Below are 13,127 nucleotides of genomic sequence, written 5' to 3'. Positions count from 1 at the left end.
CCGGCCAGCACCGGCACGCCGGCGGCCCGGGCCGCGGCGGCGAGGGTGGCGGAGAGCCGGGGCCAGAACGGCTCGTCGCCGGCTCCGTCGGACGGCTCGGCGGTCCGGTCCGGCGGAGTCTGCAGCGGGACGAGCACCAGACCGCCCGACGGGGTGAGCGCGGTGAGCGCCGACTGCCGGGTGCGGTGGTCGAGTTCGGCGCCGAAGCGGCGGAGCTTGCGGCGGGCGGCGATGCCCGGGTCGATGCCCGGGGAATGCTCGTCCGGGTGGTCGGTGAGGGACAGGCAGAGCACGGCGTAGCCGGCCGGAAGCTCGGTGCCGGCCCGGGCCGCGGCTTCCTCGGCGGGGGTGCCGGCGAGCAGCGCGGTGAGCAGGGACTGCCGGGCGGTGGAGCTGCGGTCGCCGGCCGAGCGCTGCCCGTCCAGGTAGCCGGCGCCGGCGGCGGTGGTGGCCCGGCGGAGCTGGTCGAGCAGCAGGCGGTTGAGCAGCAGGAGGTCGGCGGCGTCACCGGCGTGGGCGTCCCGGGTGAGGAACTCCCAGCAGACCTCCAGTCCGAGGTGGTGGGCGAGCAGGACGGCGTCCAGCGGCAGGCCCTCCTCGGCGCGGCGCGCGGCGACCTCCCGTACGGCGGTGAACTCCTCGGCGGGGGCCGGGAGTCCGGTGCGGACGGCGTGGGCGAGGGCGCGGATGCGGCGCTCGGTGTCGCGGGTGAGTTCGCCGCTGAGCTGTTCGCGCGGGAGGCGGCGGTAGACCGGCACGCGGTCCAGCAGGGCGGCGACCACGGCTGTGGCCAGGTCGGGGACGCCGCCGAGGAGTCGCTGGTCGGCGGGGAGTCCGCCGATCACCGGGACGCGCCAGGGGGAGAGCGCGTCGGCGGCGGCCGCGGGGGTTTCGGCGGGGCGGCCGGCGGGGGTGCAGTGGGGTGCGTTGTGACCGGTCACAGAGAACACCGTCCAGGTCTGGGGGACGCCCAAGGGTCGGGCCGGAGGGGCGACCGCATGATTGAGCCACTCGGGTTACCTGTTGGTAACAAACTTCCGCTGTGGAGGCAACAGTTGAGAACCCCACTTCTCCGCTTCTCCGCAACTCCGGTGCGCCGTCGGCTCGGCGGCGCCCTCGGCGCGGCCGTACTGGCGGGCGCGCTGCTGGTCGGCGCCGGCGCCGCCCCCGCGTGGGCGGCGCCCGTAGCCGCCCCGGCCGTCACCGCCACCGCCGAACTCCCGCCCGACGGCGACTCGGTGGCCTCGCCGCCCGGTGCCAACGACTGGAGCTGTCGGCCCTCCGCCGCACACCCCGACCCGGTGGTCCTGGTGCACGGCACCTTCGCCAACCGCTACGAGAACTGGCTGGCGCTCTCCCCGCTGCTCAAGAGCCTCGGGTACTGCGTCTTCGCCCTCGACTACGGCACCATCCCCGGCATCACCTCCACCGGCAGCGGCCTGTTGCTGCCGATCGGCGGCCTCGGAGCGGTGCCCGCCTCGGCAGCCCAACTCGCCCACTTCGTCGACCTGGTGCGCGGCGCGACCGGCGCGGCCAAGGTCGACATCGTCGGGCACTCGCAGGGCGGCATGCTGCCGAACTACTACCTGAAGTTCCTCGGCGGGGCCTCGAAGGTCGACAAGCTGGTCGGCCTGGCGCCGTCCAACCACGGCACGACCCTCGACGGGATCACCAAGCTGGCGCCGTACTTCCCCGGTGTGGCCGACCTGATCTACACCGTCTGCCAGGCCTGCCGCGACCAGGCGGTGGGCTCCGAGTTCAACACCACCATGGCCTCCCGGCCGGACACCGTGCCGGGCGTGCACTACACGGTGATCTCGACCGTGTACGACGAGGTCGTCACCCCGTGGCGGACCCAGTTCCTGAGCGGGCCGGACGTGGACAACGAGGTGCTGCAGGACCACTGCCCGGTCACGCTCGCCGAGCACGTCGCGATCGCGTTCTCGCCGACGGCGCTGCACCTGGTGACCAACGCCCTGGACCCGGCGCACGCCACGCCGGTGTTCTGCGGCTGAGGGCTCGGCGCGGTTGCCCGCGCCCCCGGTTCCTGCCGGGGGCGCGGGCAGCGCGTCGTTCCGGTGTTCAGGCAGTCAGGCGGTCAGATCGCCGCGCGTTCAGCGGGCGGTGGCGGTGGCGGTGGCGGTGGCGGTGGCGGTGCGGAAGGTGATCGCGGCGGTGACCCCGTCGGGCCGCAGCTCAGGGGCTCCGGGTGCGTCGAGCAACGCCGCGTCGTAGCGGGTCAGTTCCGCGTCGCCGACGGTGGCCGAACCGGCCAGGCACACCAGCAGGACGGTCGCCGTCGGCGGGACGTGGACGGTGCCGGGCTCGGTCAGCAGCTCCACGGTGGCCTCGACCCGGCCATGGCGGGTCATCACGTTGAAGTCCACCACCGGACCGCCCAGCAGCCGGCAGTCGGTCGTGGCTTCGCCGGGGAAGGCGAAGGGGCGGAACGGGGCGTCGACCAGCCGCTCGACGCCGTCCACGGTGAGCGCCATGCCCGCACCCTCGACCAGGGTGATCACCCGGTCGATCCCGGGGAATGGGGAGAATGGCCCGGCCGAGGCCACGTCGGCGAGGCTCACCCGCCAGTCGAACTCACTCAGTCCGGCCCCGGCGGGGAATCCGGCGACCTCCCTGGTCACCCCGCCTCCGTTGAGCCACGGGGTGGCCGGGCGCTCGCTCGCCCGCAGTACCTGGATGCCTCCGGTGGTGGTCATGAGGCCGCATCCTGCCACTTGGGGGGTGGGTGCGTCAGTGATGGGGGCGGCGAACAGCGAACAGATGACAGCAAACAGATGGCAGCGAACGGATGACAGATGTTGAAATCTGTCATCTGTCATCTGTCACTTGTCACCCGCCGTCCGCCGCCCGTCCGCCCGGGGCGGCGCCGCTCGACCGCCAGCGGCAGCAGGGCCGCCGTCGTGGCGGCGACCGCGACCGTGGTCAGGGCCAGTGGCAGTCCGGCCGCGTCGGCGAGGAAGCCGATCACCACCGGTCCGATCAGCATCCCGCCGTACCCGAGCGTCGAGGCGAGCGCGACGCCCTGCGGCCCGCCCGCCGCACCGGCGCGCGCGATCGCGAGCGGGAACAGGTTCGCCAGTCCGAGGCCGACCAGGATGAACCCGCCGATGGTCGGCGGCACCGACGGGGCCAGGGCGGCGACCAGCATGCCGACCGCCGCGGTCAGTCCGCCCAGCAGCATCAGCCGGTTCTGGCCCAGCCGGATGGACAGCCAGGTGCCGCCGACCCGTCCGCTGGTCATGGCGAAGGCGTACGCGGCGTACCCGGCGGCGGCCGTTCCCGCGCTCGCGTGGACGTCGTCGGTGAGGTGGAGGGTGGTCCAGTCGGCGATCGCGCCCTCGCCGTACGCCGTGCACAGCGCGGTGAGCCCGAGCACCAGCACCAGCAGCCGGACATGGCTCCCGGCCGGGCGGCCCGCGGAGTTCCCGGCGGTGCGGGAGCCGGACCCCGGGGCGCCGTCCGAGCCGGAGCCGGGGTCGACCTCCGGGCCGGAGCCCGGGGCGCCGTCCGAGCCGGTCCCCGCAGCCGCATCCGGCCTGACCATCGGCGCCGCCGGGCTGCGCAGCAGGACGACGCCCGCGCCGCCGGTGACGGCCAGCCCGAGCAGTCCGCCGAGCGCGAGCGCCCACGCGGTGGTGAGCCGGTCGGCGAGCAGCCCGCCGAAGCCCGCGCCGAGCAGCCCGCCCAGGCTGTACCCGGCGTGGAAGCTGGGCATGACGGGCCGCCGCAGCTGGGCGACCAGGTCGACGGCGGCGCTGTTCATGGCCACGTTGGCCCCGCCGTATCCGGCGCCGAACAGTAGCAGCACGGCGCCGAGCGAGAGCACCGAGTGGGCGTGCGCGGGCAGTGGTACGGCGAGGCCGAGCAGGGCGAGCGAGCCGACGGTGACCGGCCGCGACCCGTAGCGGAGGCAGAGCCGACCGACCAGGGGCATGGTGAGGACGGCGCCCACGGACAGGCAGAGCAGGGCCAGTCCGAGGGCGCTGTGCGAGGCGCTGACCTGGCTGCGGACGTCCGGGATGCGGACGACCCAGGCGGCGAAGAGGAAGCCGTCGACGGCGAAGAAGGCGGTGAGCGCGAGCCGTGCGGCGCCCCAGGGGCTGTCGGCCACCGGGGGTGTGCTGCGAGACTGTGTGGGGGAGAGGTCGTCGGGGCGGCGGGAACGGATTTTGTTTCGAAGCGACACAAAGTCACAATAGGGGCGTGCAGCTCTCACCATCAAGCCCGCGGCCCCGCTCCGGGACCGATGCCGACGCGCAGCGCGACGCCCACCGCCGCGCGGCCCCCGACCGCGGTCGGACGCTGCTCGGCCCGGCGCTCTCGCTCATCCACACCGGCCAGACGCCCACCCGCTCCGCGCTCACCCGCGCGCTGGACGTCACCCGGGCCACCGCCGGCGCGGTCACGGCCGAGCTGGAAGCGCTCGGCCTGATCACCGTCGACTCGCGCCCGGCCGGCGGCGGCCGCGGCCGCCCCTCGCACCGGCTGGCGATCGACCCGCAGGGCCCGGTGGTGGTCGCCGGCCAGATCCACGCCGACGGGCTGAGCGTCACCCTGGCCTGCCTCGGCGGCCTGCTCGACCCGCCCGTGCACCTGCCGCTGCCCGCCGCCACCGACCCGGTCCGGATGCTGCGCGCCGTCGCCCAGGCCGGCGCCGAACTGGCCCGCGCGACCGACCGCCGCTGCCTGGGCGCCGCGCTCGCGCTGCCCAACCCGGTCACCGAACCGGACGGCACCGCGCTCGCCGCGCTGCACTTCGCCTGGCCCAGCGGCACCCCGGTCGCCGACCTCTACGACGTCGAGGTCGGCCGGGCCGACCACGGCCCGAATGCGGTGCACCCGCTGCCCACCGCCATCGCCAACGACGCCAACCTCGCCGCGCTCGCCGAGTACCGGCACGGCGCCGGTCGCGGCGCCCGGCACCTGCTCTTCGTCACCTCCGGCCACCGCGGCGTCGGCGGCGCGCTGGTGATCGAGGGCCACCTGCACACCGGCAGCGCCGGACTCGCCCTGGAGGTCGGCCACCTGACCGTCGACCCGCAGGGCCGCCCGTGCGTGTGCGGCAACCGGGGCTGCCTGAACTCGGAGACCGACCCGGACGCGCTGTTCGCCGCCGCCGGCCTCACCCCGGAGCCGGGGCGCCCGCTGCTCGACCAGGCGCGCGAGCTGTGCTGGGCGGCCGCGACGGACGAGCGGGCGCGGGCGGCGGTGGAGCACGTGATCGACCGGCTCGGACTCGGACTGGCCGGAGTCGTCAACATCCTCAACCCGGACCGGGTGGTGCTCAGCGGCCTCCACCTCGACCTTCTGGAGGCCGCCCCCGACCGGCTGCGCGCGGTGGTCGCCGACCGCAGCCTGTGGGGCCGCAGCGGACGGGTGCCGATCGTCGGCGCGGAACTGGCGTACGGCGCGCTCGCGGGCGCGGCCGAACTCGGCTGGGGCCCGTACCTGGCGGACCCGCAGTCGGTGCCGGTGTAGCGGGGGGCGTCGCCCGGCGGGTAGCGCCGATAAGCGGAAGCTGGGTCTCCGAAAACGGTCACTTATCGTGATCCTCGTACACTCGTAGTGAGCAGCGGGGGGCCGCAATGAGGGAGTAGTGACCATGAGCACCCAGTCCGGCGTGAGCCTCGGCGTCGAGCCGACCGTGGACGTCGACCGCTCCGACGCGCAGTACCGCGCCTGGCTGAAGGAAGCGGTGCGCAAGGTCCAGGCCGACGCCAACCGCTCCGCCGACACCCACCTGCTGCGCTTCCCGCTGCCGGCCGAGTGGGGGATCGACCTCTACCTCAAGGACGAGTCCACCCACCCGACCGGCTCGCTCAAGCACCGCCTCGCCCGCTCGCTCTTCCTCTACGGGCTCTGCAACGGCTGGATCCGCCCCGGCAAGCCGGTGATCGAGGCCTCCAGCGGCTCGACCGCCGTCTCCGAGGCGTACTTCGCCCAGCTGATCGGGGTGCCGTTCATCGCGGTCATGGCCAAGAGCACCAGCCAGGCCAAGATCGACCTGATCGAGTTCCACGGCGGCGAGTGCCATCTGGTCGACCGCTCGGACGAGGTGTACGAGGCCTCCGCGCGGCTCGCCGAGGAGACCGGCGGGCACTACATGGACCAGTTCACCTACGCAGAGCGGGCCACCGACTGGCGCGGCAACAACAACATCGCCGAGTCGGTCTTCGCCCAGCTGCGCCTGGAGCCGCACCCGGAACCGGCCTGGATCGTCGCCACCGCCGGGACGGGCGGCACCTCGGCCACCATCGCCCGCTTCGTGCACTACATGCAGTACGACACCCGGATCTGCGTCGCGGACCCGGAGAACTCCTGCTTCTTCGACGGCTGGGTCAACCACGACCCGGACGCCGTCTGCGACAGCGGCTCCCGGATCGAGGGCATCGGGCGGCCCCGGATGGAGCCGAGCTTCGTGCCGGGGGCGGTCGACCGGATGATGAAGGTGCCGGACGCCGCGTCGATCGCCGCGGTCCGGGTGCTGGAGCAGGTGCTCGGGAAGAAGGCGGGGGCCTCCACCGGGACGGGGCTGTGGAGCGCGCTGCGGATCGTCGCCGAGATGCGGGCGGCCGGCCGGACAGGCAGTGTGGTCGGCCTGATCTGCGACCCGGGGGACCGCTACCTGGACAAGTACTACTCGGACGACTGGCTGGCCGGCGAGCGGATCGACATCGCGCCCTACCGGGACGCGCTGGAGTCCTTCCTCGCGGGCGGCGCCTGGACGGGCTGACGGCCGAGGGCCGGCGGAGCACAGGTGACAGCTGACGGATAACAGATTTCAGACTCTGTCAGCTGTCCTCTGTTACCTGTTATCCGTCAGCCCTCACCCGCCGGCCCCCGCCGCCCCTGCCCGCTCCGCTCGCCGCCGCCCTACGGCGGCGGAGCGGTCGGCAGGTCCGCCGGGACCAGCAACTGCAGCTCCTCCGTGGAGGGGTCGGCCAGCGCCGCCACCCGTACCGCGTGACGCTCGACCATGGTCTCGAACACCTGCCGCGCGGTGCGCCCGTTGCCGAAGTTGGGCCCGCGCTCCAGCCCGGCGAAGTGGCCCAGCAGCGCGCCCTCGGTCGCCTCCGAGAGCGCGTACTCGTGTTCCGCGCACTGCGACCGGGCGATCTCCAGCAGCTCGTCCGCCGTGTAGTCGGGAAAGGTGATGGTCCGTGAGAAGCGTGACGAGACACCGGGGTTGGCGGACAGGAAGCGCTCCATCTCGGCGGTGTAGCCCGCCACGATGACGACCACCTCGTCCCGGTGGTCCTCCATCAGCTTGACCAGGGTGTCGATCGCCTCACGCCCGAAGTCCCGCGCCCCGTCCTCGGGTGCGAGCGCGTACGCCTCGTCGATGAACAGCACCCCGCCGCGCGCCCGGTCGAAGGCGGCGGCGGTGCGGATCGCGGTGGAGCCGATGTGTTCGCCGACCAGGTCGACCCGGGCCACCTCGACCAGGTGTCCGCGCTGGAGCACCCCGAGCGAGGCGAGGATCTCGCCGTACAGCCGGGCGACGGTGGTCTTGCCGGTGCCGGGGGCGCCGGTGAAGACCAGGTGCCGGCGCAGCGAGGGCGCCTTGAGCCCGGCCTGGCGGCGGCGCCGGCCGACCGAGATCAGGTCGATCAGGGTGCGCACCTCCTGCTTCACCGTGGCCAGCCCGACGAGTGCGTCCAGTTCGGCGAGCGCCTCGTCGGCCGGCCGGCAGTCCGGGATCGGCCCGATCGCGGAGGTCGCCGCCGAAGCGGCCGAGCTCACGGACGCCGCCGAGACCATCGACGCGGCAGACAACACGGGTGTGGCGGAGGAAAGTTGGGGTGACCGGGGGGTCGGTACCTCGGGCAGTCCGGAGATCGTCGGGCCGGCCGGGGCGGTGCGGGCCACATCGTCGGAGGTGCACCCCTCGGCGACCGGTCCCGGCTCGGAGAACTCGAATCCGGCCCGCTCGTTCTGTTCCGCCCGGCACCGGGTGAGCTGACTGCGGCAGCCGTCGATGATGTGGAAGCCGAAGCCCTTGCCGTGCGAGACCCGGCAGTCCTCGAAGGTGCCCCGGCCCTGCGCCGAGACGTACACCCCGGCGTCCGTGCTGGCCCGTACGGTGCACTCGCGCAGCACCGGGTCGGCGCCCTTGGTGACGATCACCCCGGTGGCGACGTCGGAGATCTCGCAGTCGGTGAGCAGTCCGCCGCTGCCGTGGTCGCGGAACCAGAGCCCGGTCCCGGCCTCCTGCACCCGGCAGGAGGCCAGGGAGACGGTCGCCCCGCCGCTGACCGAGACCGCCGAGCTGCGGATCCGGCTGAACGAGCAGCCTTGGGCGACGGCGGCGGAGTCCCGGTCGAGGACGAACAGCGCGTCGGGCAGGTCGTGCAGCGAGCAGTCGGTGAGGGTGAGCCGGGCGCCGTCGCTGACCCACAGCGCCGGGTACTCGCCGGTGGAGCCGTGGATCTGGCAGGACTCGGCGACCGCCTCGGTGCCCTGGTCCCAGACCGACAGCGCCCCGCGCCCGAAGTCCCGCACGGTGGTGTTGGCGAGGCTGAGCCGGGCGCGTCCGCGCAGGTCGGCGCCGTTCTCCGGCAGGTCGTGCACCCGGCAGCCGGTGAGCACCAGTTCGGCCTCGCCGTCCAGGGTCAGGCCGTTGCCGGTGACCCGGTGGATGTCGCAGTCGACCAGCCGCCCGCCGGCCTGCGCCTCGGCCTGGACGCCGCTGCCGCGGATCTCGTAGATCTCGCAGCCGGTGAGCTCGGCGGCGCTGCCCGGGTCGGAGAGCAACACCCCGGCGCCGGAGGCGTGGTGGACGCGGCAGCGGTCCAGGGCGGCGGTCGCCCCGCCGAGGACGGCGAGCCCGGCCTGGCCGGCCGAGGCGACCTCGCAGTCCTCGAAGGCGGCGGCGGTTCCCTCGCCGCGCAGCCGCAGCCCGAGTCCGCCGGGGTTGGCGACGACGCAGCCGCGCAGGGTCGGCCGGGCGCCGCCGCCGATCTCGATCCCGGTGGCGGAGCGGGTGTCGATCCGGCAGCCGCTGAACGAGGGCGTCGCCTCCGGTCCGGTGACCAGGACGGCCGGGCTGGAGCTGTCGCCGCCCTCGACCACCAGGTCGCGCACGGTCGCGGCGGCGGTGACGGTGATCGCCACCCCGGAGGCCGGCTCGATCCGGACGGTGCCCGGGCCCTGGGCCGGGACGATCGTCACCGGCTTGTCCAGCAGCACGTTCTCCCGGAAGGTGCCCGGCCGGACGGTCACGGTGTCGCCCGGCTCGGCGGCCGCCAGGGCCTCGGCGAGCGTGTCGTAGTCGCCCGCGCGGCGACGCCAGCGGGATGCGCTGTCCTGGGTGACCCGGACCCTGTGCTCAGCCATGACGGTCTGTCGTCCCCACCTTCGTCGTGCCGGCGATCGAGCGGGCCGTGGGCGCGGGGGTGCGCGGGCCGTCCGCCCACCGTAGCGCGCCCGGACGGGTGGTCCGTCCGTCCTTCCTGACCGGTCCGGGCGGGTGGCCCGGCCGCCCGTCGCCGTGCGGACACCGGGGGCGCCCACCGCGGCCACAGGTTCCGACCACTTGTTCAACGAGCGCGCACAGCCGGAGTTCCGTACGACCGGGCCCCTGGCTGCGGGGCGTGGCGGCTCAGCGCCCGTCGGCGGGCCAGTGCGCCCCGTCCTCCAGGACCTCGACGTCGTCGCCGAGCCGCAGCGTGCCCAGCACGTCGCCCTCGACGCCGGCCGGCCGCTCGGGGATCAGGTTCTGTCCGAACGCGGCCTTGCGCAGCAGCTTGTGGTGCCGGGCCAGGGTGCGCAGCGGCTCGGGGCCGCGCCGTTCGCCGCTCTCCTGGTCGGTGGTGGTGATCACGCAGCGGCCGCAGGGCTTGACCACCTGGAAGGTGATCGCGCCGATCCGGATCCGGCGCCAGCCGTCCTCGGCCCAGGGCTCGGAGCCGGCGACCACCACGTTGGGGCGGAAGCGCTCCATCGGCAGGGTCTCGTGGCCGTCCGGGTGCTCGGCGGCGATCAGCTGGTTGAGCCGGTCCAGCGAGGCGGTGGTGGTGAGCAGCAGCGGGAAGCCGTCGGCCATCGAGACGGTGTCGCCGGGCCGGCCGTACTCGGGGTCGACGGGCCGGGCGCGCGGGTCGTCCAGGTGCACCAGCCGGTAGTCGCCGAGGTGTTCGGCGATCCACTGGTGGGCCTCCTTGGCGGCCTCGACGGCGCTGAAGCGGGTGCCCCAGACCTCGACCTCGGCGATCGGGTCGCCGGTGGCGCCGGCGGGGGCGGTGACCTCGATCCGGGAGCCGTCGGGGGCGGTCAGCGCCAGCGCTCCGCCGGGCAGCAGGTCGGTCCGGATCTGTCCGAGGGCGGCGTTCTCACGCTGGCTGACGAAGCGTCCGGTGGGGTCGGCGAGCATCCAGCGGCGGTCTCCGGCCAGACCCCAGGGCTGGACCGCGGCGCTGTCCGGGCTCAGGCGGTACATGGACTTGACGGGGTAGACGTGGAGTCCGGTGAGGTGCATCCCTCCATCCTGCCAGCAGCGCTCCGCCCGGACGCACGCCCCCTGCTGCGCCTGCGCACGCCGCTCCCGTACGCCGTGCGCGCCCCCGTACGCGCACGGACCGCCCGGTACGCCGTGGGGGGCGTTCCGGGCGGTCCGTGGATGACCCGTTTCTCCGTTCGCCCGGCGTTCAGGGGGCGCCGGGTGGTGCTCAGGTGGTGCGGGTGCGGGCCGGTGGGGTCGGCCCCGTGCTGTCAGTGGCTCAGTAGCCCTGGCCCTGCTGCTGGTAGCCGCCCTGCTGGTAGCCGCCGGGCTCGCCGTACGGGCCCGGGCGCTGCGGCTGCATCGGGCGGACCGGCGCCATGGCCGGGCGCAGCTGGCCGCCGCCGAAGCCCTGGTCGCCGCCCTGGCCCTGGAATCCGGGGCCGGCCGGGTTCGGGCCGCCGAAGGACTGCTGGCCGCCGAAGCTCTGCGGACCGCCCTGCGGGAGGCCACCGGGCTGGCCCTGGCCGAAACCGGCCGGTCCGCCGGTCGGCTGCGCGCCGAAGGTCTGCTGACCGCCCTGGCCGATGAAGGTGTTCTGGCCGCCGAAGCTCTGGCCGCCGGTCGGCTGGTAGCCGCCGCTGGCGGTCTGGGCGAAGGCCGGGGCGGCGGGCTGTGGCCGCTGGTACGGCTGGGGGGCGCCGTAACCGGGGACGGGCGGCTGCGGGGCGGCGGCGTACGCCGGCGCGGGCTGCGCGGGGATGTACGCCGTGGCCGGGCCGGCCGAGGGGCCGCTGCTCGGGCCGGGGCCCAGGGCGAGGCGGGCGGGCGGCAGCGCGGGGAGGTTGCTGCCGGCACTCTCGTACCCGTTGCCGTACCGGTTCTCGTAGGGCTGGGCGAGGCCGGATCCGTAACCGGAGGACAGCGCCGGCGGCAGGGCGGCCGGCACGTTGATGGGTGCGATCTGGGGGACGCCGCGCTCAGCCACGAGGCTGTCGTAAATCGGCGTGCCGGAGGAGAAGGACGGAGAGGGGTAGCCGACTCCGTCGTAGGAGCGGGGCGAGGTCATGGGGCATACGGTAAGCCCACAATGCGCCTGCTGAGGAGAGCGGGAGGGCGAGCAGTTCGAGTGTTTACGCAGTCTTCGCTCGCACAAAGGTTTCGAAAGTAGGAAGAACGGACATATCGGCGCTCAGTTCCGGACAACCCTGGCACCCCGTCAGTGATCGAACGGCACCCGGACACGGCCCCCGCAAGACCTTGCGGTGACCGGCCGGTGGACGCCCGGGGACTTCATGGAGAAACTTTTGCGGACCGGGCGTGCGCCGGCGCATTCGAGCCCCCGCCGACGCTGCGACGGAGGCTCGTGAATGTTTGGGGAATAAATTTCCCGTCAGGGCCCACACGGGACGATCCGGACGCGGTCCGGGCTTGCTCCAGGGGCCCCGTACGCCGCCTTCGGGGCGTCAGTGCGACTGCAACGCCTGGGACTGCGCGGGCAGGCCGGGCCGGGCAGTCACCTCGGAGGTGCAGAAGGAGCAGCGGGTCGCGGCGGCCGGGATCGAGCTCAGGCACTCCGGGCAGTCCGCCTTGGCGGCCGGCGCCGGTCCGGCCTTCTCGAAGCGCTCCTGCAGCTTGCCGATCGGCACCACCACGACGAAGTAGATCAGCGCGCTGACCAGCACGAACCCGATCAGCGCGTTGACGAAGAGGCCGTACGGGAACTTGGTGCCGCCCACCTCGAAGGTCTTCTGGGTGAAGTCGCCGACCGCGCCGGTGGCGACCCCGATCAGCGGGCTGAGGAAGGCGGTGACGAACCCGGTGACGACGGCGGTGAAGGCCGCGCCGATCACGATGCCGACCGCGAGGTCCACCACGTTGCCGCGCAGCAGGAAGCTGCGGAATCCCTTGAACACCGGGTGACTCCAAATCCGAACGGGGAAGAGGGAGATGAGGCGGCGCGGCGCGCGCCCCGGCCGGCCATCCTGCCGACCGGCCGGGGTCGAGGTCCAACCGCGTTCACCCGATCCGCGTAACCGGCCGACGGACCGGGCCCGGCCCGCCCGGGCGGCACCCGGGCCGTCCGCGTACCGGCCGTTCGGCCTCCCGCGGCTCGCCGTTGACCCGATGGTGTGACCCGATGTGTGACCCGATGGTGTGAGCCGGCCCCGAACGGCGTGAGCCGGTACCCGACGCGGCGTACGGGGGAGCGGAGGGCGGCCCCGCGGAGCGGCGGGGGGCGAGACGGGGCGCACGGCGGTCGCAACCGGCGCACGACGGCGGCCCCTCAGCGCACATCGGGTGTACGGGCGCGGGCGCACGGGCCACCACCAGGTTGCGCGAAGGGGCTGTACCGGGCGGGGCGCTGTGCCAAGGTCGGTCCATGCCCGACCATACGGCGGCCGATTCGGCCGGAGCCCGCCCGCGCGTCCTGCACCTGATCAGCGACGAACGCCGGGGCGGCGCCCAGAACTTCGCCCGTGACCTGCACCGGGAACTGCGCCGCCGGGGCCAGGCCTCCGCGCTGTGCGCGCTCGCCCCGCACCCCGCCCTGCCACCCGCCAGGCCGAGTGCGGCCGGGTCCGGGGTGTGCACCGCGGGGACGGCCGTACCGGGGACCTGCGGCGAGGGGTGTCCCGACACCGCCCGGCTGCGCGCCGCCGCCGTC

General features: G+C 74.4%; 10 protein-coding genes and 1 pseudogene. 4 read left to right on the top strand and 7 right to left on the bottom strand.

The window, feature by feature from the left end:
* Positions 1 to 941 (bottom strand): annotated as a pseudogene (locus BG452_RS18395) (PucR family transcriptional regulator); the annotation flags it as partial.
* A 201-nt stretch (positions 942 to 1,142) separates the two neighbouring features.
* Between BG452_RS18395 and BG452_RS18390 the strand changes: the two are divergent.
* Positions 1,143 to 2,015, top strand: coding sequence for an esterase/lipase family protein (locus BG452_RS18390; protein WP_223242388.1), 873 nt, complete (start codon positions 1,143 to 1,145; stop codon positions 2,013 to 2,015).
* A gap of 99 nt (positions 2,016 to 2,114) precedes the next feature.
* Here the strand turns inward: BG452_RS18390 and BG452_RS18385 are convergent, their stop codons facing one another.
* Both BG452_RS18385 and BG452_RS18380 read right to left on the bottom strand, forming a co-directional pair.
* Positions 2,115 to 2,717 carry a HutD family protein gene (locus tag BG452_RS18385; RefSeq protein ID WP_188305410.1) on the bottom strand — a complete coding sequence of 201 codons (603 nt, stop codon included), beginning with the start codon at positions 2,715 to 2,717 and terminating at the stop codon, positions 2,115 to 2,117.
* A gap of 119 nt (positions 2,718 to 2,836) precedes the next feature.
* On the bottom strand, positions 2,837 to 4,132 hold the full coding sequence (locus BG452_RS18380) for an MFS transporter (RefSeq protein WP_317621112.1): 1,296 nt from the start codon (positions 4,130 to 4,132) through the stop codon (positions 2,837 to 2,839).
* Positions 4,133 to 4,323: 191 nt separating this feature from the next.
* On the opposite strand from BG452_RS18380, the gene BG452_RS18375 reads away from it, so the two are divergent.
* Together BG452_RS18375 and BG452_RS18370 are read left to right on the top strand one after the other, a co-directional pair.
* Entirely contained in the window at positions 4,324 to 5,499 is a 1,176-nt protein-coding gene (locus tag BG452_RS18375) for an ROK family protein (protein ID WP_223242387.1), read from the top strand.
* A gap of 124 nt (positions 5,500 to 5,623) precedes the next feature.
* Entirely contained in the window at positions 5,624 to 6,754 is a 1,131-nt protein-coding gene (locus BG452_RS18370; RefSeq protein ID WP_188305407.1) for a PLP-dependent cysteine synthase family protein, read from the top strand.
* Positions 6,755 to 6,894: 140 nt separating this feature from the next.
* Here BG452_RS18370 and BG452_RS18365 read toward each other — a convergent pair whose 3' ends face one another.
* From BG452_RS18365 to mscL, 4 genes are all read right to left on the bottom strand, one after another.
* On the bottom strand, positions 6,895 to 9,357 hold the full coding sequence (locus BG452_RS18365; protein WP_188305406.1) for a right-handed parallel beta-helix repeat-containing protein: 2,463 nt from the start codon (positions 9,355 to 9,357) through the stop codon (positions 6,895 to 6,897).
* A gap of 265 nt (positions 9,358 to 9,622) precedes the next feature.
* Positions 9,623 to 10,498, bottom strand: coding sequence for an MOSC domain-containing protein (locus tag BG452_RS18360; RefSeq protein ID WP_188305405.1), 876 nt, complete (start codon positions 10,496 to 10,498; stop codon positions 9,623 to 9,625).
* Positions 10,499 to 10,739: 241 nt separating this feature from the next.
* Positions 10,740 to 11,528: a DUF6643 family protein gene (locus BG452_RS18355; protein ID WP_188305404.1), complete on the bottom strand. Its 789-nt coding sequence runs from the start codon at positions 11,526 to 11,528 to the stop codon at positions 10,740 to 10,742.
* A 397-nt stretch (positions 11,529 to 11,925) separates the two neighbouring features.
* Positions 11,926 to 12,375 (bottom strand): large conductance mechanosensitive channel protein MscL, encoded by a 450-nt coding sequence (mscL, locus tag BG452_RS18350; protein WP_188305403.1) that lies wholly within the window; start codon positions 12,373 to 12,375, stop codon positions 11,926 to 11,928.
* 467 nt (positions 12,376 to 12,842) lie between these two features.
* Between mscL and BG452_RS18345 the strand changes: the two genes are divergently transcribed.
* The coding region (locus BG452_RS18345; protein WP_188305402.1) for a hypothetical protein at positions 12,843 to 13,127 on the top strand (285 nt) is incomplete at its 3' end.

The organism is Streptomyces sp. CBMA123 (genome assembly GCF_014596465.1).
GTDB lineage: Bacteria > Actinomycetota > Actinomycetes > Streptomycetales > Streptomycetaceae > Kitasatospora.
The sequence above is the reverse complement of the archived record's forward strand: the minus strand, read 5'-3'. Positions and strand labels throughout refer to the sequence as shown.

What these genes read in the sequence shown, in the direction of transcription:
- BG452_RS18385 (WP_188305410.1), bottom strand. Translation starts at nt 2,717, where the DNA reads ATGACCACCACCGGAGGCATCCAGGTACTGCGGGCGAGCGAGCGCCCG.
- BG452_RS18370 (WP_188305407.1), top strand. Translation starts at nt 5,624, where the DNA reads ATGAGCACCCAGTCCGGCGTGAGCCTCGGCGTCGAGCCGACCGTGGAC.
- BG452_RS18365 (WP_188305406.1), bottom strand. Translation starts at nt 9,357, where the DNA reads ATGGCTGAGCACAGGGTCCGGGTCACCCAGGACAGCGCATCCCGCTGG.
- BG452_RS18360 (WP_188305405.1), bottom strand. Translation starts at nt 10,498, where the DNA reads ATGCACCTCACCGGACTCCACGTCTACCCCGTCAAGTCCATGTACCGC.
- BG452_RS18355 (WP_188305404.1), bottom strand. Translation starts at nt 11,528, where the DNA reads ATGACCTCGCCCCGCTCCTACGACGGAGTCGGCTACCCCTCTCCGTCC.